The organism is Streptomyces sp. NPDC033270 (genome assembly GCF_055576575.1).
Window position 1 is genome coordinate 16,115 of sequence record NZ_JBVIRA010000022.1, and the last position, 22,208, is coordinate 38,322.

Below are 22,208 nucleotides of genomic sequence, written 5' to 3' on the forward strand. Positions count from 1 at the left end.
CTTGGGGCGGGGGAACTGTCCAAGGGAGGGGGCAACGCACGTGAGAAAAAGGGGGCGCCCCCCCCCCCCCCCCCCCCCCCCGCGCCTTGTCGTTGCCGAACCCGCTCCCGGGGAAGCGCCACATGGCAAGGTGGCGCCATGGATTCCTTGGTCATTGTCGATGCCGCGAATGTCGTCGGCTCGGTGCCCGACGGCTGGTGGCGGGACCGGCACGCCGCGGCGGAGCGGCTGCGCGACGCACTGCCGGGCTTCGCCACCGCCGGCCTGCCGGGGCTGGCCGGGCCGCCCCTGGAGATGGTCCTCGTGGTCGAGGGCGCGGCACGCGGGGTGACCTCGATCGAGGGCGTACGGGTGGTGTCGTCGCCCGGCAGCGGCGACGACCGGATCGTGCAACTGGTGGCGGACGAGGGCGGCGGACGGGACTGCCTGGTGGTCACCGCCGACCGGGGGCTGCGCGAGCGCGTCCAGGCGCTGGGCGCGCGGGTGACGGGCCCCCGGGCGGTGTGGGGACGGCGCGGCGGCGCGTAGGAGCCGTTTCGACGCGGTGGTGGCCGGGTGGAACACCACGGCGCCACCCGCTCAGACCTCGGTCCGCTCCACGGGGATCCACAGCTCCGCGTCCGCCTGTGCCGCGTCCGGGGACAGGCGGGTGCGCAGGATCTCCGGTCCCGGCCTGCTCTGGTACGGGTTGGACGGGAACCACTGGGTGAACACGTCCCGCCACAGGTACTGGAGCGCCTGCGGGAACGGCCCGGAGTTGTCGAAGACGGCCCACGTCCCCGCCGGGACGGTGAGCGCGTCCAGGTCCTCCGGGACGGCCGCCCGGGTCACCACGCCGTGGTAGTAGTCGAGTTCCGTTCCCTCCGCCCTGCTCGGGTCGAGGCCGTCGCTCACCGCGACGATCCCCGCCGGCTCCTGATCGGACAGCGCGCCGATGCGCCGCATCGTCTCCTGGTCGATGCTCCGGATGAGGTCGGCTATCGCGGGGTTCGCCCCCTCGTGCACGAGCGGGACCCGGGCCTTCTTCCCGACCACACGGAACTGCTCCTTCTCCACGACCCGGTATCGCATGCTGCTGTTGCCTTCGATGATGAGACGGAAGGACATCCGCGGTTGGGAGCGCAGCGCGACACCGGTCCGCCGGGCCTCGCCCGGCCCCACACCGTGCACGGCCCGGAACGCTCGCGCGAACGCCTCCCCCGAGCCGTAGCCGTAGCGCACCGCGATCTCCAGCAGCGTCCGCTCTCCGGTGAGCACCTCGGCCCCCGCGATGGTCAGCCGCCTGCGCCGGACGTACTCCGACAGCGGCATCCCCGCCAGCGTGGAGAACAGCCGTCGGAAATGGTACTCCGACGTCGTCGCGATCCGCGCCAGCTCGGTCACCTCGATCCGCTGGTCGAGATGCCCCTCGATGTGTTCCAGGGCCTCGTTCAGCCGCTCGAGCACCTCGGTCTCCTTCCCTTGCGTCCACCACGTGAGGAAGGACGCACCCCGCCGGACCCGACATCCCGTACCCGGTCCGATCAGGTACGACGGTCGCCGACGATCCCCCCTGCACACGAACGCTACGCGGTCGGCCGCACGGAAAGGCCCCGTACACCGCGACGTGCGCGGCGTACGGGGCGAGCGGAGGGCCAGACGGGCGCGCGGCCGGGGCAGGGGCGGGGTCTCAGCCCTTCTCGGCCTGCCGGTTGCGGATGCCGAGGCGGCTGTGCGACCGCCCGTACAGGAAGTAGATGCCGAAGCCGACCACCATCCAGACCGCGAACCGCGCCCAGGTCTCGGCGGGCAGATTGAGCATCAGCCACAGCGAGGCGGCCACCGACAACAGCGGCACCACGGGCACGAACGGGGTGCGGAACGAACGGGGCAGGTCCGGCCGCGAGCGGCGCAGCAGAATGACGCCGACGGCGACCACGACGAAGGCGAACAGCGTGCCGATGTTGACCAGTTCGGCCAGCTCGTCGATCGAGGTGAAACCGGAGACCACGGCGACGACGACGCCCAGCGCGATGGTCGCACGGTAGGGGGTGCCGTAGCGGGGGTGGGCCCGCGAGAAGACCCGCGGCAGCAGCCCGTCCCGGCTCATCGCGAAGAACACCCGGCTCTGGCCGAGCAGCAGGATCATGCAGACCGAGGTCAGACCGACGGCGGCGCCGAAACTGATCACCCCCGCGAAGTAGGGCTGGTCGAGGTCCTTGAAGGCATCCGCGAGCGGGGCGTCGGTGGAGAGCTTGCTGTACTTCTGCATACCGGTGACGACCACCGACACCGCGACGTAGAGGACGGTGCAGATGGCCAGCGAGCCGAGGATGCCGCGCGGTACGTCGCGCTGTGGGTTGCGGGTCTCCTCGGCGGCGGTGGCGACGATGTCGAAGCCGATGAACGCGAAGAAGACCACGGCCGCCGCGCCGAAGATGCCCATGACGCCGAAGTTGGACGGGGTGAAGCCGAAGAGCAGCTGCGCCAGCGGCGCGCCCAGTCCGCCGCCGCCCTCGGTGGGCCGGCTGGGCGGTACGAACGGTTCGTAGTTGGCGCCGTTGATCAGGAAGGCACCGGCGATGATGACCAGCAGGACGACGGTGACCTTGATCCCGACGACCACCGCCGTCACCCGCGAGGACAGCTTCATCCCCAGCACCAGAATGCCGGTCAGCACCAGCACCAGGACGCAGGCGAGCAGATCGAAGCCGAACCGTCCCTCGTGGGTGCCGGACAGGCCGACGGGGAGGTGCCATCCGGCGCTGTCCAGCAGTGAGCGGATGTAGCCCGACCAGCCGACGGCGACCACCGCGCAGCCCAGCGCGAGTTCCAGGATCAGATCCCAGCCGATGATCCAGGCCGGCAGCTCCCCCAGTGAGGCGTAGGAGAAGGTGTAGGCCGATCCGGCGACCGGCACGGTGGAGGCGAACTCCGCGTAGCACAGCGCCGCCAGCGCGCAGACCACGCCGGCGGCGACGAAGGACAGCGCGACGGCGGGACCGGCCTGCTCCTTGGCGATCTTCCCGGTGAGGACGAAGATGCCGGTGCCGATGACCACACCGACACCGAAGACGGTCAGATCGAGGGCCGACAGGGACTTCTTGAGTGTGTGCTCCGGTTCTTCGGTGTCCAGGATCGACTGCTCCACAGTCTTCGTCCGGAACATGCCGCTCTGTCGACGTGAATCATGTGGTGTGCCGTGCTGTGTGCTCATGGGCGAACCTCCGCCTGGACGACCCTCGCAACTCTCCTGAACTGACCGAGTCTCCGCAATGTCTGGAAACAGTCAGCTTTGGCGGGCCTCCAGGAGGCGGTGATTCACCCGATGGGGTGTGGCCGCGGGTATGCCGATGGGCCGGGCGGAACATCCGTACGGATGACCGGCCGGCCCATCGGCCGCGCTCTGCGGAATCAGTCGCGGGCGACCTCGGCCTGCGCGCGGTCGGGAACGTCCGCGGTGGCCGCGGTGTCCTCCAGGTCGGTCCGCGGCAGACCGTCGATCTTGGAGACCAGGCCGGTCACCTGGCGGGCGATGTCCGGAGCGGTGAGCCCGATCTCCGCCAGGATCTCCTTGCGGGAGGCGTGGTCGAGGAAGCGCTCGGGGATGCCGAAGTCGCGCAGCGGCAGGTCCACACCGGCGTCCCGCAGCGACTGGGCGATCGCCGAACCGACGCCGCCCGTACGGGAGTTGTCCTCGACGGTGATGACCACGCGGTGCCTGGCGGCCAGGCCCGGCAGCGCCTCGTCGACCGGCTTGACCCAGCGCGGGTCCACGACGGTCGTCGAGATGCCCTGCTTGTCGAGGAGGTCGGCGATCTCCAGGCACATCGGGGCGAGCGCGCCGACGGAGACCAGCAGGACGTCGGGCCGCTTGACGCTCTCGTCGGGCGCGCGGAGCACGTCCATGCCGCCGACCCGGTCCACGGCCTCGACGGCGGGACCGACCTTGCCCTTGGAGTAGCGCACGACGGTCGGGGCGTCCTTGACCTCGACGGCCTCGCGCAGCTGGGCGCGCACCTGGTCGGCGTCGCGCGGCGCGGCGATCCGCAGGCCCGGGACGACCTGGAGCAGGGACATGTCCCACATGCCGTTGTGCGAGGCGCCGTCGTCGCCGGTGACACCGGCCCGGTCCAGGACGAAGGTGACCCCGCACTTGTGCAGGGCGACGTCCATCAGCACCTGGTCGAAGGCGCGGTTGAGGAAGGTGGCGTACACCGCGAAGACCGGGTGCAGTCCGCCGGTCGCCAGGCCCGCCGCCGACACGGCCGCGTGCTGCTCGGCGATACCCACGTCGTAGACCCGCTCCGGGAACGCCTTGGCGAACTTGCCCAGGCCCACCGGCTGCAGCATGGCCGCCGTGATCGCCACGATGTCGTCGCGCTCCTGGCCCAGCTTGACCATCTCGTCACCGAAGACGGAGGTCCAGCTGGCGCCCGACGCCGCCACCGGCAGACCGGTGTCCGGGTGGATCACCCCGATGCCGTGGAAGCGGTCCGCCTCGTCCTGCTCGGCGGGCTTGTAGCCGCGGCCCTTCTCGGTGAGGCAGTGCACGATGACCGGGCCGCCGAAGCGCTTGGCGCGCTGCAGCGCGGACTCCAGGGCCTCCATGTCATGGCCGTCGATCGGTCCGACGTACTTCAGGCCCAGGTCCTCGAACATGCCCTGCGGGGCGATGAAGTCCTTCAGGCCCTTCTTCGCGCCGTGCAGCGTCTCGTAGAGCGGCTTGCCGACGACGGGGGTGCGCTCCAGGAGGTCCTTGCCGCGGGCCAGGAATCGCTCGTAGCCGTCGGTGGTGCGCAGGGTGGCGAGGTGGTTGGCCAGGCCGCCGATGGTCGGCGCGTAGGAGCGCTCGTTGTCGTTGACGACGATGACGAGCGGGCGGTCCTTGGCGACCGCGATGTTGTTGAGCGCCTCCCAGGCCATTCCGCCGGTCAGCGCGCCGTCACCGATGACGGCGACGACGTGGTCGTCCTTGCCGCGCACCTGGTTGGCCTTGGCCAGGCCGTCGGCCCAGCCCAGGACGGTGGAGGCGTGCGAGTTCTCGATCACGTCGTGGTCGGACTCGGCGCGCGAGGGGTAGCCGGACAGCCCGCCCTTGGCCCGCAGCTGGGAGAAGTCCTGACGCCCGGTGAGCAGCTTGTGGACGTAGGACTGGTGCCCGGTGTCGAACAGGACCCGGTCCCTGGGCGAGTCGAAGACACGGTGCAGGGCGATGGTCAGCTCGACCACGCCGAGGTTCGGGCCGAGGTGTCCGCCGGTCTTGGAGACCGCGTCGACAAGGAAGGTACGGATCTCCCCCGCCAGCTGCTCGAGCTGCTCCGGGCCCAGTCGGTCCAGATCGCGCGGTCCCCTGATACGGGAAAGCAACGCCACCCCTGCCTCCTTGCTGCTGCTGTGTTCGAGCTTGCGGCTGTGATCGAGCTTGCCGATCAGATGAGTCTAATGTCGCGCCCGCGGCGGCGACGCGCGGGCCTCGCGATGTATGTCACTCGGGTGACGACGGCTTTCGGCCGGTTGGTTGCGCGGTGTGACACACACGGCACCGGCCCCCACCGGATCATGCCCGGTGGGGGCCGGCGCCGTCGAAGCGGCTGGGCGGCGCTGCCGCAGCCGAGTGACGAGCGGAGGACTCAGGTGCGTCAGGAGCGCTGCCGCGGGCAGGCGACTTCCCGCACCTTACGTGCGCCGGGAGCGCTGCCGCGGGCAGACGACTTCCCGCACCTTACGTGCGTCCCGCAGTTTTCTGCGTCCGCCGGGAAACCGAGTCGATCACGACCGCGGCGAGCAGCACCGCGCCGGTGATCATGTACTGGATCTCACTGGCCATGCCCAGCAGGTTCAGGCCCTGCTGGATCGACTGGATGACCAGCATGCCCAGCAGCGCGGACCAGATCTTGCCGCGGCCGCCGAAGAGGCTGGTGCCGCCGATGACGGCCGCCGCGATGACATTCATCAGGGTGTTGCCGGAACCGAGGTTCTTGGTGGCGCCACCGGAGAGGCTGGCGATGAACAGTCCGCCGAAGGCGGCGAGCATCCCGGAGATCGCGAAGACGCTGATCCGGATCTTGTTCACGTTGATGCCGGCCCGGCGGGCCGCCTCGGCGTTGCCGCCGACCGCGAAGATCTGCCGCCCGTAGGTGGTGCGGCGCACCACGAAGTCGGCGATGACCAGCACCGCGAGGAAGAGCACCAGGGCAAGCGGCAGACCACGGGCACCGGCCGGCTCGTTGAGCACGTAGGCGACCACGAAGCTGATCAGCGCGACCACGCCGGTGCGCAGCAGGATCTCGCTGAGCGGCCGGGAGGGCAGTGCGGCGGCCCTGCGGCGCTTGCTGTCCAGCAGGAGCGAGGCGGCGTACGCGAGGACCGCGACCAGCGCGAGACCGTACGCGGCGGCCTTGTCCTCGAAGTAGTAGCCGGTGAGGCTCTCCACCACACTGCCGCTCGGCGTGTTGATGGAGCCCTCCTTGCCCATCATCCAGATCTGCAGACCGCTCCAGCCGAGGAAACCGGCCAGGGTGACGACGAAGGCCGGCACACCGATCTTGGCGAAAAAGAACCCGTGCAGGGTGCCGATGGCCACACCGGCCACGATGGCGATCAGGACCGCGAGCCAGTCGTTGACACCGTTGGTGACGCTGAGCACGGCCCAGACGGCCGCACCGACACCGGCCACCGAGCCGACGGAGAGGTCGATCTCGCCGAGCAGCAGCACGAAGACGATGCCGACGGCCATGATGCCCAGGCCCGAGGTGTAGACACCGATGTTCGCGAGGCTGTCCGCGGACAGGAAGCTGCTGTTCTTGAGCTGGAAGACGACCGCGATGACGACCAGGCCGATGATGACCGGCAGCGAGCCCAGCTCACCGCCGCGCACCCGGCGCTTGAAGTCGTTGAGGTAGCCGGCGATGCCCTGTTCACGGACGAGCAGACGGGGGTCGACGGCGGCCGGCTGCGGGGTGTCGACGGCGGCGGGTGCCGCCTCGGTCTCCTGCGGCGCCGCCTCGGTCTCCTGGCCAGCTGGCTCCTTGGTGAGGTCACTCATGCCGAAACCTCGCTCCGCTCGGCCCCGCATTCGCGAGGCACGCACCTTCCAATGGTTCGCTCGCTGCGCTCACTCACGCCCCGGCCTCCTTCTTCACCTGGTCCGTACGCGCCTTGCGGCGGGTGACGGCGTTGTCCGAGGCGCCGGTGATCGCGGCGATGATCTCTTCGTGGGAGGTGCCCTCGACGTCGAAGACACCGTTGTTGCGGCCCAGCCGCAGCACCGCGACCCGGTCCGCGACGGCCTGCACATCGGCCATGTTGTGGCTGATGAGGATGACGCCCAGGCCGCGCTCGCGCAGCCGCTCGACGAGGTCGAGGACCTGCGCGGTCTGCTCGACGCCGAGGGCGGCGGTGGGCTCGTCGAGGATGACGATCTTGGGGTCGCCGATCAGCGCACGGGCGATGGCGACGACCTGCCGCTGGCCGCCGGAGAGCGCGGCGACGGGGATGCGGACGCTGGGGATGCGGATGGACAGGGTGTCCAGCAGCTCCTTGGCGCGCTTCTCCATGGCGATCTCGTCGAGGACACCGGCGGTGCGGGTCTCGTTGCCGAGGAAGAGGTTGGCGACGACGTCGAGGTTGTCGCAGAGCGCGAGGTCCTGGTAGACGGTGGCGACGCCGAGTTCCTGGGCGTCGTGCGGCTTGCCGATGCGGACCGGCTCGCCCTCCCACTCGATGGCGCCGTCGTCGACCGGGTGGACGCCCGAGATGGTCTTGACCAGGGTGGACTTGCCGGCGCCGTTGTCGCCGACGAGGGCGACCACCTCACCGGGGTGGATCTCCAGGGTGACGTCCGTGAGTGCTTGGACGGCGCCGAACCGCTTGGAGACTCCGCGCAACGCCAGCACAGGCGTAGCGGACACGTGAATCATCTCCTTCGCCGCCGTCACAACGGCGGGGATGGTGCGAAGAGCGGGGGGCTCTGCGAGGGGATGGGGGTGGTGCGGGTACGGTCCCGCGCCCGCGCCCGGGACAGGTCGGCGCGGGCGGGAACCGGTACGGCCGGAGGCCGGAGGCCGGGGGCCGGGGGCTGGCAGCCGGGAGGCCGGCAGCCGGTGGCCTTACTTGATGCCGGCCGCCTCGCAGGCCTTCTTGACGTCGCCGGTGCAGATCTGGCTCGCCTTGTAGACCTTGTCCTTGATGATCGTGGAGGCGATGTTGTCCTTGGTCACGATCTGCGCGTCGTAGAGCTTCGCCGGGATGCCCTTGACCTCGCCGCTGAGGCTGTCGACCTTGGCGTCGGTCAGGGAGTCGATCTTCTCGCCCTTGAGCAGCTTGACGGCGATCTCGGCCGTGGAGTCGGCCTGCGGCTTGATCTGCTTGTAGATCGTGAACGCCTGCTCGCCCTTGAGGAGGCGCTGCAGGCCCGCCAGCTCGGCGTCCTGGCCGCCGACCGGGACCTTCACGCCCTTCTGCTTGAGGGCGGTGACGATGCCGCCGGCCATGCCGTCGTTGCCGGAGTAGACGCCCTGGAAGCCGTCCTTGCCCAGCGAGTCGAGGGCCGCACCCATCTTCCGGTTGGCCTCGTCCGGCGACCAGTCCGGGATGTCCTGCTCGTACGCGACCTTCTTGACCTGCTTGTCGAGGACGCTGTGGGCGCCCTTCTTGAAGAACGGCATGTTCGGGTCGGTCGGCGACCCGTTGATCATGACGACGTTGCTGTCCTTGGCCTTGTCGCCCAGAGCCTTGACCAGCGCCTCGCCCTGGAGGCGGCCGATCTTCTCGTTGTCGTAGGAGACGTAGGCGGAGATGTTGCCCTCGGCCAGCCGGTCGTACGCGATGACCTTGACGCCCTTCTTGGCGGCCTGGTTCACCCACGACTTGGTGGCCTTGAAGTCGACCGCGTCGAGGATGATCACCTTCACGCCCTGCGTGATCAGCGCGTCGAACTGCTTCTTCTGGGTCTCGGTCTCCTGCGCCGCGTTGTTGTACTTCACCGTGCAGTCGCTGCACAGCTCCTTGATCTTCGCCTCCATCAGCGGGCGGTCGAAGGTCTCGTAACGCGTGGTCTTGTTCTCCGGCAGCAGCAGGCCGATGGTCTTGTTGTCGCCACCGCCGCCCTTGGCGCCGTCACCGGCCTTGCCGCAGGCGGCCACGGAGAGCGCCATCGATACGGCGGCGGTTCCTATGACGACGCGACGCGTCCAAACGTTCATTGGGGTTGCCTCCCTGACGAGGCCGCGTCGTTGCGGCCGAGGTGGCTGGAAGTCAACTCGGCCGCCAGCCGACCGTCAAGAAGTAAATCCTTAACGAGATGGCAACGGTGCCATGCGTTAGCTGTGTGAACTCAGCGCGCTCACGCTATAGCGGGCGCGTCCACACCCTGCACGCCGTCGAGCAGGCTCGAATCGCCCATTTCGCTCAGCACCAGCGCCAGCGCGCCCAGCACCTCCGCGCGGCCCCCGAGCGTGCCGGGGACGATGCCCAACTGCCGTGCCGCGCTGGGGATCGCGTACCGCGACACCGACTCCCGGATCGGCGCGAGCACCAGCTCACCGGCCTCGGCGAGATCACCGCCGAGCACCACCCGGCTGGGATTGAGCAGATTGCACAGATTCGCCACACCACTGCCGATATGGCGGCCTACGTCCGCAATGACCCGACGGCAGCCCGGGTCCCCCTCGCGGGCCAGCTGCACCACGCGCGGCATGGTCAGATCGGCGCCGTGGCTCGGCTGCAGCAGCGGCAGGACGTACCGGGCCGCGGTGAAGGTCTCCAGGCAGCCGCGGTTGCCGCAGCGGCACACCGGTCCGGACTCGTCCAGGGTGATGTGCCCGATCTCGCCCGCGGTGCCGCCCGGCCCGCGGTAGATCTGCCCGCTGATCACCAGGCCCGCGCCGACACCGCTGGCGACCTTGATGTACGCCAGGTCGGAGGCTCCGCGACCGCCGCCCCACACCAGCTCGCCCAGCGCGCCGAGGTTGGCGTCGTTGTCGACGTAGACCGGCACCCCGAGGCGCCCGGAGAGCTCCTGGCTGGGGTTCGTCCCGGACCAGCCCGGCAGGATCGCGGTCGAGCCCAGCGTCCCCGATTCGACGTCGATGGGGCCGGGCACGCCCAGGCCCACGCCGATGACCTTGCCCGGGCTGATGCCGGTCGCCGCGATCAGCCGGCTGACCAGCTGCTCCGCCCGGTCGAAGCCCTCGGCGGCGGAGGCGTCCACATCGATCGGCTCGGCCTCCTCGGCGAGCACCTGGTGGGCCAGGTTGCCGACCGCGACCCGCAGATGGGAGTGCCCGAAATCGACGCCCACGACGATGCCCGCGTCGCCGGAGAGCGAGACGCTGCGTGCCCGCCGCCCGCCCGCCGAGGTGGGGGTCACCTCGACGGTCCCGCCGTCCTTCAGCTCACGGACGATGTTGGAGACGGTGGCCGCGGACAGCCCCGTGCTCCGGGCGATCTCCGCCTGCGTGAGTGAGCCCGCCATACGCACCGCGCGCACGACCCGCTCCAGATTGGCCCGGTGCAACGAGGACTGCGACCCCGGAGTCTCCATCGACTCATCCACTCCTGTCTCGGGCCGGGGGTGCCTCCCAGCAGAGCTGGGGAGGGCACGACCGCCCACCGACCGCACCCACACCTTCGGGGGGCGGCTGTCGATTCAACATGTGAACTCTAAGCAGAACGCCCGTCGGGAAGTCTCGTCAAGACGTTGAGTCCGGGATGATCGGGGGGCGGCTCAGATGTGCGAACCTCGGGGGCGGCTCCGCCGTGGCGGGGCCGCCCCCGAGGGCGGGGCGCGTGCCGGGGTCTACTTGATCGCTCCGGCCGTCAGCCCGGCCTGCACCTGCCGCTGGAAGACGAAGTACACCAGCAGTACCGGCAGCATCGCGATCATCATGCCGGCCATCAGCCCGCCCCAGTCGCCCTCATAGCCCTGCTGCAGCGCGATGTTGGCGAGGCCCTGGGTCAACACGTACTTGTCCTCGTCCTGGTTGAGGACCATCGGCAGCAGGTACTGGTTCCACTGCCCCAGGAAGTTGAAGATCCCGATGCTGATCAGGCCGGGCTTGGCCATCGGCAGCATCACCTGGAAGAACGTCCGCACGTGCGAGGCACCGTCGATCATCGCCGCCTCCGCCACCGAGGTCGGCAGGGTGCGGAAGAAGGACGTCATGAAGAAGACGGTGAACGGCAGCGAATAGGCGATATAGACCGCGATCAGGCCCTGGTACGTCGCCAGCAGCGGAATCCCCGGAAAGTCCCGCATCACGAAGAACAGCGGGATGACCAGCATGAACACCGGGAAGGACATCCCGGCCACGAACAGGTAGTAGATGAGGCGGTTCCCGGGGAACGTGAACCGTGCCAGGACGTAGCCGGCCATGGAGCCGAGCACCATCGTCCCGATGACCGAACCCCCCACCACGACAAGGGTGTTGAGGAAGAACTTGCCGATGTTGGCCTTGTTCCAGGCGTTGGCCCAGTTCTCGAAGTGCAGCACGTCCGGCAGCGACCAGGGCGTGGTGAGAATGTCGCCGCTGCTCTTGAAGGAACTCCACAGCACCCACAGCAGCGGCATTCCCACCATGAGCGCCCATACGATCAGCATGCCGTGCGAGAAGACATGGAGTACGCCACCCTCGGCGCCCCGACGCGACTTCCGCGCGCTCTTCCCGCTCTCGGCCCGCCGCCCGGCCGTCGCCGGCAGCTTGTCCACCGCGTCGGTTTCCGTCGTCATGCGCCCAGCCCCTAGAACTCGATCCGCTCACGCCGCGCGAAGCGCATCGTGAGGACGGCGAACAACAGCGTGACGATGAGCATGGCGACACCCATCGCCGCCGCGTAGCCGAACTGACTGTCACGGAAAGCGGTTTGGTACAGCCGCAGCGGTACGACGTCGGTCGCGCCGTCCGGGCCGCCCATGTTGACCGACATGATCTGCACCAGTGCGAAGGCGTCCATCGCGATGATGCCCATATAGACCCAGCCCGTCTGCACGGTGTCCCACAGCAGCGGAAGGGTGATCCGGAAGAAGGTGTGGAAGCGGTTGGCGCCGTCCAGCAGCGAGGCCTCGTAGATCTCCCGGGGAATGGAGGCCATGGCGGCGGAGAAGAGCACGACGTAGAAGCCGACGTTCGCCCAGACCATCACCACCATGATGCAGGCCAGGGCGAGGCTGCGCTCACCGAGCCAGGAGCTCTGCAGCGAATCCAGACCCACCGTGCCGAGCAGCGAGTTGAGCATGCCGTCGTGCGGATCCGGATTGTAGATGTTGAACCAGATCACCGAGATGATGGTGATCGAGATGACCTGCGGGAAGAAGTAGACGAACTTGTAGAACGCCGCTCCGCGGACGCCGGTGATGACCGCGCCGCGGCGGGCGCGTCCGCCGACGTTGAGCATGAAGGCGAAGAACAGCCCCAGTGCCAGCGTCGCGATCGGCACCAGCACCAGCATGACGACGTTGTGCCGCAGCGCGTTCCAGAACTCGTCGCTGTGCAGCAGCTTGTCGTAGTTGTCCAGACCGATGCTCTTGGCGGCGCCGCGCAGGCCGCTCCATTCCGTGGTCGAGATCTGGAATGCCTGGATGAACGGCGAGATCACGAAGATCGCATAGATCAGCAGAGGCAGGGCCAGGAACCCCACGATGAATCGGTACTTGCCGTGTTGCATGCGCTCCCCGGCCCTCCCTCGTCAGCGGTGGCGGTGTGCTCAGGCCTAGGGCCTGTCGTCAAGCTCCTGTCGTTCGCCCGCAAGGCAGGCAGGAGTTTGACGACAGGGCCTAGCGGCGGAACTTGGTGACGGAATCGTCCTTGGCGAATTCGTCCGCGTACTGCTGGGCCTTTTTGATCCACTCCGCGGCCTTCATGTCACCGGTCAGCAGCTGACTGGTGAGCCCGCCCAGCTTCTCGTCCGTCAGCTTCGGGTACCACTCCTGCAGCTGGATCATCAGCAGGTTCTCGCCACCCTTCTTGACGACCTCGGCGGCCGAGGACAGGCCCGGTGAGAGCTGCATGCCGTCGGTCGCGCCCTGGACCGCGGTGAGCGACTTGACCTTCGTCGCGAAATTCTGCGCGTGCTTCTTCGACAGCAGAATGCGCAGCAGCTCCATACCGCCGACCGGGTTCTCGCCGCCCTTGGCCACGATGAACGGCTCACTGGGCTCGGCGCGTACGGTGCCGTGCGGCATCTTGTCGCCGCTGCCGCCGTCGAACAGCGGGCCGACGGCCATGCCGAAGTCCTTCGGGGTGGTCGGCGCGGCCTCGTTCTCCACCCAGGAGCCATTGGGGAGGAAGACGGCCTTCCCACGGGTCCAGGCGGTCTGGGACTGAATGTGCGTCAGCCCCTGACTGCCCTGGAGGAAGTACTTCTTGGCGGCGAGTTCCTCATAGTGCTCGACGACCTGCTTGACCGCGTCGTTCGACGTCCAGGCCTTCGGCTCCAGGTTGTCGATGGCGATCCACTTGTCGAGCCCGCCGATCTTGGCGATCTGCGCGAACATATTGAAGTGGACGTAGTAGGGGTACTTGCCCGGGTACGTCCAGGGCGCCACGTTCGCCTTCTTGATCTCCGCACAGAGCTTGATCATGTCGTCGAACGAGGTCGGGTACTCCCAGCCCCGGTCCTTCAGCAGCTTGCTGGAATACCACGTGCCGTAGACCGTGAACGCGTAGTAGAGGACATCGAACGCGTCCTTGTGCTTGCCCTTTTCCAGAGTGCTGGGGTAAAGCGTGTCCCGGACCTTCTTCTTCGGGTCGTCCAGCGAAGGCGCGTCGAGCAGCGTCGTCAGATCCTGCAACTGGCCCTGCGAGGACAGCTTGTTCATATCCAGGTGGTCGGATCCGGAGTTGTCGATGACGTCCGGGGGATTTCCGCCGGCGAACCGCGGCTGCAGCTTCGGGCCGACCTGCTGGGTACCGGTGTGCTTGACCGTGACGCCATAGGTCTTGTGGTAGTCGGCCTCGGCGTCCTTCGCGTACTGGTCGCCCAGCCCGCCCTTGAAGATGAACGCCTCCATCGGCACGCCCTTCTTCACGCCGAGCGGGTTCTTCGCCGAGGTCTCGCCCTTGTTCTTGGTGCCGTTGTCGGTGTCCCCGCCACCGCCACCGGTGGCACACGCCGAAAGCGTCCCCATTGCCGGGACGGCGATGATGCCCAGAGCCGCGGCCCGCTTGACCAGATCGCGACGGTTGAATTCTGAGGTGGATCCCATGCTCAAGTCCTCGCCTTCTTCAGGACTCAGGCGGTGTACCGGAGCCACCCCGGCACCGCGGGTCAGATGAAGCTGAGTTGTACGGGATGTGCACCGGGCGCGCTAGGGATATGCGGGGAAATCATCCGTTCCCCGCCTTCCCCCCGGCTCCCCACGGCCTTGGTCGTACGGCCGCTCGGACGCCGACAGGTATAGTCCACTTCCGGCCGAAGGGGCAAGATCGAATGCAGGGTTGGACAGCAGTCTTTCCCTAGTTGAGACCTCTCCGGTATGCCGACGATCCGACCGCCGTCACCCCGCCGGATCACCTTGGGGCCCGGCCGGCCCATCGATCGCAGCGGCACCCTTGACACCAAAGTGCCCACGCACCTTACTTATCTCTGTTTATCGTCGCGTCGTTCAACTGACAACGATGTCAATCTGGTTGAGAGGGACCGCGTGCGACTCAGACACCGGCACAGTCCACTGCGGGGCGTCCCCCGCCCGACCGCCCTCGTGGCGGCCGCTCTGCTCGTCATCACCGCCCACGGCCCGGCCCTGGCCGCGCCGCCCCAAAAGCCCCGGTCGACACCGGACTTCCGCTCCTCCTTCGAGTCCGGCGACCCCCGGCCCGACTGGACCGACGGCATCGAGACCGGGCCCGACGGACGGCCCCGGACCTCCGGCGTCACCCCGCCGATGACCCCCGCGGCCCCCGGGATGAGCACCGCGCCGGGCACCGGCCCCGCCGACTCCCCCACCGCCAAGGCGCACGCCGGCTTCTCCGGCGGCCATGCGCTGCGCTACGCCGGCACCCACACCGCCGACGGCCGCGGCTACTCGTACAACAAGATCTTCGACGTCGACACGCCGGTCACCGCGTCGACGGCACTCTCGTACGAGATCTTCCCGGAGATGGCGACCACCGACCCGGCCTACCCCGCGACCCATGTCGCCGTGGACCTGGCCTTCACCGACGGCACCTACCTCAGCGAGCTGGGCGCCGTCGACCAGCACGGCGCCCCGCTGACCCCGCAGGGCCAGGCCTCCTCCAAGACGCTCTACGTCAACCAGTGGAACCACCGCGAGTCGCGGATCGGCGCGGTCGCCGCCGGCAAGACCGTCGACCGGATCCTGGTCGCCTACGACGCGCCCGAGGCGCCCCGGAGCGCACCGGCCTTCCGCGGCTGGGTCGACGACCTCACCCTCGGCCGCAAGGCCCCGGACAAGCCGCTCTCCCACCTCTCCGACTACGCCGTCACCACCCGCGGCACCCTCTCCAGCGGCAGCTTCTCGCGCGGCAACACCTTCCCCGCCACCGCCGTCCCCAACGGCTTCAACTTCTGGACGCCGGTCACCAACGCGGGCTCCTCCGACTGGCTCTACGAATACGCGCGCCGCAACAACGCCGACAACCTCCCCACCCTCCAGGCCTTCAGCGCCAGCCATGAACCCAGCCCCTGGATGGGCGACCGGCAGACCTTCCAGGTCATGCCGTCCGTCGCTGCCGGCACCCCGGACGCCTCGCGCACCGGCCGGGCGCTGCCCTTCCACCACGCCAACGAGACCGCGAAGCCGCACTACTACGGCGTGACCTTCGACAACGGCCTCAAGGCGGAGATCACCCCGACCGACCACGCCGCGCTGATGCGCTTCACCTTCCCCGGGAACGACGCGAGCCTGATCTTCGACAACGTCAACAACAAGGGCGGCCTGAGCCTGGACACCGAGCGCGGCGTCGTCACCGGATTCTCGGACGTCCGCAGCGGGCTGTCCGTCGGCGCCACCCGACTCTTCGTCTACGGCGTCTTCGACGCTCCGGTCAGCGGCGGCGGCAGACTCCACGGCGGCGGGGGCAAGGACGTCACCGGCTACCTCCGCTTCCGGCCCGGCGCCGACCGCACCGTGACGATGCGCATCGCCACGTCCCTGATCGGCGTGGACCAGGCGAAGGCGAACCTCTTCCGCGAGATCCCGGCCGGCACGGCCTTCGGCGACGTCAAGCGCCGGGCGCAGTCGCAGTGGGACGACCTGCTGGGCCGTATCGAGGTGCAGGGCGCGAGCCGCGACCAGCTCACCACCCTCTACTCCAGCCTCTACCGCCTCTACCTCTACCCCAACTCCGGCTTCGAGAAGGTCGGCTCGCGCACCCGCTACGCCTCCCCCTTCTCGCCGCAGACCGGCCCCGACACCCCCACCCACACCGGCTCGAAGATCGTCGACGGTGCGGTGTACGTCAACAACGGCTTCTGGGACACCTACCGCACCACCTGGCCCGCCTACTCCCTGCTCACCCCCGAGCGGGCCGGGAAGATGGTCGACGGCTTCGTCCAGCAGTACAAGGACGGCGGCTGGATCTCCCGCTGGTCCTCGCCCGGTTACGCGGACCTGATGACCGGTACGAGTTCCGATGTGGCCTTCGCCGACGCCTACGTCAAGGGCGTGGAATTCGACGCCGAGGCCGCCTATGCCGCGGCCGTCAAGAACGCCACCGTCGCCCCGCCGAACCCCGGAGTCGGCCGGAAGGGCATGAACACCGCCCCCTTCCTCGGCTATACGAGCACCGACACCCGCGAGGGCATGTCCTGGGCGCTGGAGGGCTACCTCAACGACTTCGGCATCGCCCGGATGGGAAAGGCGCTGTACGCCAAGACGCACAAGCAGCGGTACAAGGAGGAGTCGGCGTACTTCTTCCAGCGCGCCCGGAACTACGTCAAGCTCTTCGACGACAAGGTCGGCTTCTTCCAGGGCAGGGACGCCAAGGGCGACTGGCGCCTGCCGCCCGAGCGGTTCGACCCCCGCGTCTGGGGCCACGACTACACCGAGACCAACGCCTGGACCTTCGCCTTCACCGCCCCGCAGGACACCCGGGGCCTGGCCAACCTCTACGGCGGCCGCTCCGCCCTGGCCAAGAAGCTGGACGCCTACTTCTCCACCCCGGAGACGGCCGCCAAGGAATTCGCCGGCTCCTACGGCGATGTCATCCATGAGATGACCGAGGCCCGCGACACCCGTATGGGCATGTACGGGCACAGCAATCAGCCCTCGCATCACATCGCCTACACCTACGACGCCGCGGGCCGGCCCTGGAAGGCCCAGCAAAAGGTCCGCGAGGCGCTCTCCCGGCTCTACCTCGGCAGTGAGATCGGACAGGGATACCCGGGCGACGAGGACAACGGCGAGATGTCCGCGTGGTATGTCTTCAGCTCGCTGGGCTTCTATCCGCTGGTGATGGGGCAGGGCGAATACGCGGTGGGCTCACCGCTGTTCACCAAGGCCACGATCCACTTGGAGAACGGCCGCGATCTGGTGATCAAGGCCCCGCGCAACGGCCCGCGCAATGTCTATGTCCAGTCCCTGCGCGTCAACGGAAAGCCCTGGAACTCCACCGCCCTCCCCCACAAGCTGCTCGCCCGCGGCGGCACCCTGGAATTCGGCATGGGCCCAAAACCGTCCGCCTGGGGCAGCGGCAAGAAGGCCGCCCCCACCTCCCTCACCCAGGACGACCAGATCCCGGCCCCCGAGGCGGATCTGACCCGTCCGGACGGCAGTGCCCTGTTCGACGACACCTCGGACACCGCGGCGGAACTCACCACCGCCACGGTCGCGCTGACCGACCCGAAACGGGCGACGTCGTACACCCTCACCTCGGCGGCGAAGGAGGACGCACCCACGTCCTGGGTACTGGAGGCCTCCCGCGACGGCCGGCGGTGGACACCGGTGGACCGCCGCCGCTCCGAGTCCTTCACCTGGGACCGCCAGACCAGGGTTTTTGAGATCTCCCGGCCGGGCTCGTACCGGCACTACCGGCTGGCGGCCGACGGCAGTCCGACGCTCGCCGAGATCGAGCTGCTCGGGGCGCCGTAGCCCCGGTCGACCTGTGGCGCCCCGGTGACCGGCGAACGGCACCCGGGCATCGCCGGCGCCCGGAACGCGGAACGGGCCGCACCCCCTCGTCTCGGGGAGTGCGGCCCGTTGTGCGTCGTGCGGGACCTACCTGCGGCAGTGCTTACTTACGGATGAGCGACCGCAGCACGTACTGCATGATGCCGCCGTTGCGGTAGTAGTCCGCCTCGCCGGGGGTGTCGATGCGCACGACCGCGTCGAACTCGACGCCGGTGTCGGTGGTGACCTTGACCGTGCGCGGCGTGGTGCCGTTGTTGAGCTCCTCGACGCCGGTGAAGGAGAAGGCCTCCTCGCCGGTCAGGCCGAGGGACTCGGCGTTCTGGCCCTCGGGGAACTGCAGCGGCAGAACACCCATGCCGATGAGGTTCGAGCGGTGGATGCGCTCGTAGGACTCGGCGATGACGGCCTTAACGCCGAGCAGCGCGGTGCCCTTGGCGGCCCAGTCACGCGACGAACCCGAGCCGTACTCCTTGCCGGCCAGGATGGCCAGCGGGATGCCCTGCTCGATGTAGTTGCGCGAGGCGTCGTAGATGAACGACACCGGAGCGTCGGCCTGGGTGAAGTCGCGGGTGTAGCCGCCCTCGGTGCCCGGCGCGATCTGGTTGCGCAGGCGGATGTTGGCGAAGGTGCCGCGGATCATGACCTCGTGGTTACCACGGCGGGAGCCGTAGGAGTTGAAGTCACGACGCTCCACACCGTGCTCGGTCAGGTACTGACCGGCCGGGGTGTCGGCCTTGATCGCACCGGCCGGGGAGATGTGGTCGGTGGTGACCGAGTCGCCGAGCTTGGCGAGCACGCGCGCACCGGTGATGTCCTGGACCGGCGCCGGCTCCATCGCCATGCCCTCGAAGTACGGGGGCTTGCGGACGTAGGTGGACTCGGCGTCCCACTCGAAGGTGTTGCCGGTCGGGATCGGCAGCGCCTGCCACTGGGCGTCGCCCGCGAAGACGTCCTGGTAGGACTTGTTGAACATGTCCTCGCCGATGGCGTTGGCGACGACGTCGTTGACCTCGGCCTCGGTCGGCCAGATGTCGGCCAGGTAGACCGGCTTGCCGTCCTGGTCGGTGCCGAGCGCGTCCTTGGTGATGTCGACCTTCATCGAACCCGCGAGGGCGTACGCGACGACCAGCGGCGGGGACGCCAGGTAGTTCATCTTGACGTCGGGGTTGATCCGGCCCTCGAAGTTGCGGTTGCCGGAGAGCACCGAGGTCACGGCCAGGTCGTGCTCGTTGACGGCCTTGGAGACCTCCTCCGGCAGCGGGCCGGAGTTGCCGATGCAGGTGGTGCAGCCGTAGCCGACGAGGTTGAAGCCGACCTTGTCGAGGTACGGGGTCAGACCGGCCTTGTCGAAGTAGTCGGTGACGACCTTCGAGCCGGGCGCCAGGGTGGTCTTGACCCACGGCTTGCGGGACAGGCCCTTCTCGACCGCCTTCTTGGCCACCAGCGCGGCGGCGACCATGACGTACGGGTTCGAGGTGTTGGTGCAGGAGGTGATGGCCGCGACCGTCACCGCACCGTGGTCGATCTCGTAGGTCGAGCCGTCGGGGGCGGTGACCGTGGTCGGACGGCTCGGCACGCCGTTGGTGGCGGCCGGGGAGTCGGAGGCCGGGAAGGACTCCTGGCCCGCCTCGTCGGCGTCCGACACGTAGTTCAGGACGTCGCGCTCGAACTGCGAGGCGGCCTCGGCGAGGACGATGCGGTCCTGCGGGCGCTTGGGACCGGCGATCGACGGAACGACCGTCGACAGGTCCAGCTCCAGCTTCTCGGAGAAGTCGGGCTCGGCGGCCGGGTCGAGCCAGAGGCCCTGCTCCTTGGCGTACGCCTCGACGAGCGCGACCTGCTGGGCGTCACGGCCGGTCAGGCGCAGGTAGTTCAGGGTCTCGTCGTCGATCGGGAAGATCGCCGCGGTGGAGCCGAACTCCGGCGACATGTTGCCGATGGTGGCGCGGTTGGCGAGCGAGGTGGCGGCGACGCCCTCACCGTAGAACTCGACGAACTTGCCGACGACACCGTGCTTGCGCAGCATCTCGGTGATCGTGAGCACGAGGTCGGTGGCGGTGGTGCCGGCGGGCAGCTCACCGGTCAGCTTGAAGCCGACGACGCGCGGGATGAGCATGGAGACCGGCTGGCCGAGCATGGCGGCCTCGGCCTCGATGCCGCCGACGCCCCAGCCCAGCACGCCCAGGCCGTTGACCATCGTGGTGTGCGAGTCGGTGCCGACCAGGGTGTCGGGGTAGGCCTGGCCGTTGCGGACCATGACCGTACGGGCCAGCTTCTCGATGTTGACCTGGTGGACGATGCCGGTGCCCGGGGGGACGACCTTGAACTCGTCGAAGGCGGTCTGGCCCCAGCGCAGGAACTGGTAGCGCTCCTTGTTGCGGCCGTACTCCAGCTCGACGTTCTGCTTGAAGGCGTCGTTCGTGCCGAACTTGTCGGCGATGACGGAGTGGTCGATGACCAGCTCGGCCGGCGCGAGCGGGTTGATCTTCGCCGGGTCGCCGCCCAGCTCCTTCACGGCCTCACGCATGGTCGCGAGGTCCACGACACACGGGACGCCGGTGAAGTCCTGCATGATCACGCGGGCCGGCGTGAACTGGATCTCCTGGCTGGGCTGGGCCTGCGAGTCCCAGCCACCGAGCGCCCGGATGTGGTCGGCGGTGATGTTCGCGCCGTCCTCGGTGCGGAGCAGGTTCTCCAGCAGCACCTTCAGGCTGTACGGCAGACGGGCGGAGCCCTCCACCTTGTCCAGCCGGAAGATCTCGTACGACTCGTCGCCCACCTGCAGCGTGCTGCGGGCGTCGAAGCTGTTCGCCGACACGACAGTCTCCTTCATGCATGAATTCGCGCGTACCACCGCAATCCTGCCGTCACAGGTCCTTGCCCCATCCGCTAAGGTGAGCCTAAGTTAGGCATGCCTTACTGGCGCGGCAGCGGTACGCCTCTCGGCAGATATCTCGATGTCGAGATAACTCTAGTACATCGTCGCGGCGGGGTCATGCCCTGACGGGCGCCGACGACTCCCCCGCAATCCGGTCGCTGTCTCCTCGAACGCCGTCCAAAAGGACACACCCGCGCCCGAAGATCTCCGCACGGACCCGGACGACCTGCTGGTAGGCCGCTGGAACGGCGTCCCGTTCGCGGACGGCGGTGTCGCGCACATCACCCTTGCCATGATCGTTGTCCGGTCACATCCGACCCGCCGCATACGTCATGGTGATGACGGATCATGACGGGGAGGCAGGAGACCGGTGAACGATCACGAGTGGCTGGCGGCGCGGTTCGAGGAGAACCGGAGTCATCTGCGGGCGGTGGCCTACCGCATGCTCGGCTCACTCAGTGAGGCGGACGACGCCGTCCAGGAGGCCTGGCTGCGGCTGAGCCGGTCCGGTGCGGAGGGCGTGGAGAATCTGGGCGGCTGGCTGACGACGGTCGTCGGGCGGGTGTGCCTGGACCAGCTGCGGATGCGCAAGGCACGGCGCGAGGACCCTCTCGACACGCACGTCCCCGAGCCGGTGGTGAGCCGCCTGGACTCCGTCGATCCGGAGAACGCGGCGATGCTGGCCGACTCGGTCGGGCTCGCGCTGCTGGTCGTCCTGGAGACCCTCACCCCCGTCGAGCGGCTCGCCTTCGTCCTGCACGACATGTTCGCGATGCCCTTCGACGAGATCGCGCCGATCGTCGACCGCACACCCGCCGCCGCCCGGCAGCTCGCCAGCCGGGCGCGGCGCCGCGTGCAGGGCACCGCCCCGGCCGCGGACACCGATCTCGCCCGCCGGCGGGAGGTGGTGGACGCGTTCCTCGCCGCCTCGCGCGGTGGCGACTTCGAGGCGCTGCTCGCCGTCCTCGATCCGGACGTGGTGCTGCGCGCCGACGCCGGTGCGGAGCCCGGCGGCCTGTCGAAGCTGATCCGCGGGGCACGGTCGGTCGTCGGCCAGGCGCTGATGTTCTCCCGGTTCGCCCCCTTCGCACGGCCGGCGCTGGTCAACGGCGCTCCGGGACTCGTCACGGTGGTGGAGGGGCAGCCGTTCTCCGTCATGGACTTCACCGTCGCGCACGGGAAGGTCGTCGAGATCAACATCCTCGCCGACCGCGCGCGGCTGCGACGACTGGATCTGACATTTCTCGATGACTGAGTCAC

General features: G+C 68.7%; 14 protein-coding genes. 3 read left to right on the top strand and 11 right to left on the bottom strand.

The annotated features are described in order from the left end of the window. Positions 1 to 138 precede the first annotated feature (138 nt). A complete protein-coding gene (locus tag ACZ5XZ_RS27190; RefSeq protein WP_468982540.1) occupies positions 139 to 528 on the top strand; it encodes a PIN domain-containing protein in 390 nt (129 codons plus the stop codon). Between the two features lie 51 nt (positions 529 to 579). Here ACZ5XZ_RS27190 and ACZ5XZ_RS27195 read toward each other — a convergent pair whose 3' ends face one another. From ACZ5XZ_RS27195 to ngcE, 10 genes are all read right to left on the bottom strand, one after another. After that, the gene (locus ACZ5XZ_RS27195) at positions 580 to 1,446 is read right to left on the bottom strand and encodes an AraC family transcriptional regulator (protein WP_468982543.1); all 867 of its coding nucleotides are present in this window, start codon (positions 1,444 to 1,446) and stop codon (positions 580 to 582) included. Positions 1,447 to 1,669: 223 nt separating this feature from the next. Beyond that, positions 1,670 to 3,148, bottom strand: a complete 1,479-nt coding sequence (locus ACZ5XZ_RS27200) for an amino acid permease (protein WP_468982546.1) — start codon at positions 3,146 to 3,148, stop codon at positions 1,670 to 1,672. A 245-nt stretch (positions 3,149 to 3,393) separates the two neighbouring features. Then, positions 3,394 to 5,355: a 1-deoxy-D-xylulose-5-phosphate synthase gene (dxs, locus tag ACZ5XZ_RS27205; protein ID WP_468982549.1), complete on the bottom strand. Its 1,962-nt coding sequence runs from the start codon at positions 5,353 to 5,355 to the stop codon at positions 3,394 to 3,396. 349 nt (positions 5,356 to 5,704) lie between these two features. After that, positions 5,705 to 7,027: a sugar ABC transporter permease gene (locus ACZ5XZ_RS27210; protein WP_468982551.1), complete on the bottom strand. Its 1,323-nt coding sequence runs from the start codon at positions 7,025 to 7,027 to the stop codon at positions 5,705 to 5,707. 73 nt (positions 7,028 to 7,100) lie between these two features. Then, positions 7,101 to 7,901 carry an ATP-binding cassette domain-containing protein gene (locus ACZ5XZ_RS27215; RefSeq protein ID WP_468982553.1) on the bottom strand — a complete coding sequence of 267 codons (801 nt, stop codon included), beginning with the start codon at positions 7,899 to 7,901 and terminating at the stop codon, positions 7,101 to 7,103. 189 nt (positions 7,902 to 8,090) lie between these two features. Further along, the gene (locus ACZ5XZ_RS27220; RefSeq protein WP_468982556.1) at positions 8,091 to 9,185 is read right to left on the bottom strand and encodes a substrate-binding domain-containing protein; all 1,095 of its coding nucleotides are present in this window, start codon (positions 9,183 to 9,185) and stop codon (positions 8,091 to 8,093) included. A gap of 140 nt (positions 9,186 to 9,325) precedes the next feature. Continuing rightward, complete coding sequence (locus ACZ5XZ_RS27225) at positions 9,326 to 10,525, bottom strand: ROK family transcriptional regulator (protein ID WP_468982558.1); 1,200 nt, start codon at positions 10,523 to 10,525, stop codon at positions 9,326 to 9,328. Between the two features lie 255 nt (positions 10,526 to 10,780). Continuing rightward, positions 10,781 to 11,710, bottom strand: coding sequence for a carbohydrate ABC transporter permease (locus ACZ5XZ_RS27230; protein WP_468982561.1), 930 nt, complete (start codon positions 11,708 to 11,710; stop codon positions 10,781 to 10,783). An 11-nt stretch (positions 11,711 to 11,721) separates the two neighbouring features. Further along, the gene (locus ACZ5XZ_RS27235) at positions 11,722 to 12,645 is read right to left on the bottom strand and encodes a carbohydrate ABC transporter permease (RefSeq protein ID WP_468982563.1); all 924 of its coding nucleotides are present in this window, start codon (positions 12,643 to 12,645) and stop codon (positions 11,722 to 11,724) included. A gap of 109 nt (positions 12,646 to 12,754) precedes the next feature. Further along, on the bottom strand, positions 12,755 to 14,185 hold the full coding sequence (gene ngcE / locus ACZ5XZ_RS27240; RefSeq protein WP_468982565.1) for an N-acetylglucosamine/diacetylchitobiose ABC transporter substrate-binding protein: 1,431 nt from the start codon (positions 14,183 to 14,185) through the stop codon (positions 12,755 to 12,757). Between the two features lie 438 nt (positions 14,186 to 14,623). On the opposite strand from ngcE, the gene ACZ5XZ_RS27245 reads away from it, so the two are divergent. After that, positions 14,624 to 18,031, top strand: coding sequence for a GH92 family glycosyl hydrolase (locus tag ACZ5XZ_RS27245; RefSeq protein WP_468982568.1), 3,408 nt, complete (start codon positions 14,624 to 14,626; stop codon positions 18,029 to 18,031). Between the two features lie 142 nt (positions 18,032 to 18,173). On the opposite strand, the gene acnA is transcribed toward ACZ5XZ_RS27245, so the two are convergent. Then, entirely contained in the window at positions 18,174 to 20,888 is a 2,715-nt protein-coding gene (gene acnA, locus ACZ5XZ_RS27250) for an aconitate hydratase AcnA (protein WP_468982570.1), read from the bottom strand. Between the two features lie 430 nt (positions 20,889 to 21,318). Here acnA and sigJ point away from each other — a divergent pair, with 430 nt between their 5' ends. Next, complete coding sequence (gene sigJ, locus ACZ5XZ_RS27255) at positions 21,319 to 22,203, top strand: RNA polymerase sigma factor SigJ (protein WP_468982572.1); 885 nt, start codon at positions 21,319 to 21,321, stop codon at positions 22,201 to 22,203. The last annotated feature ends 5 nt before the right edge of the window (positions 22,204 to 22,208 follow it).

Coding starts and splice junctions, on each gene's coding strand:
- ngcE (WP_468982565.1), bottom strand. CDS start 14,185: ATGGGATCCACCTCAGAATTCAACCGTCGCGATCTGGTCAAGCGGGCC.
- ACZ5XZ_RS27230 (WP_468982561.1), bottom strand. CDS start 11,710: ATGACGACGGAAACCGACGCGGTGGACAAGCTGCCGGCGACGGCCGGG.
- ACZ5XZ_RS27215 (WP_468982553.1), bottom strand. CDS start 7,901: ATGATTCACGTGTCCGCTACGCCTGTGCTGGCGTTGCGCGGAGTCTCC.
- ACZ5XZ_RS27200 (WP_468982546.1), bottom strand. CDS start 3,148: ATGTTCCGGACGAAGACTGTGGAGCAGTCGATCCTGGACACCGAAGAA.
- ACZ5XZ_RS27220 (WP_468982556.1), bottom strand. CDS start 9,185: ATGAACGTTTGGACGCGTCGCGTCGTCATAGGAACCGCCGCCGTATCG.
- ACZ5XZ_RS27210 (WP_468982551.1), bottom strand. CDS start 7,027: ATGAGTGACCTCACCAAGGAGCCAGCTGGCCAGGAGACCGAGGCGGCG.
- ACZ5XZ_RS27235 (WP_468982563.1), bottom strand. CDS start 12,645: ATGCAACACGGCAAGTACCGATTCATCGTGGGGTTCCTGGCCCTGCCT.
- ACZ5XZ_RS27190 (WP_468982540.1), top strand. CDS start 139: ATGGATTCCTTGGTCATTGTCGATGCCGCGAATGTCGTCGGCTCGGTG.
- ACZ5XZ_RS27225 (WP_468982558.1), bottom strand. CDS start 10,525: ATGGAGACTCCGGGGTCGCAGTCCTCGTTGCACCGGGCCAATCTGGAG.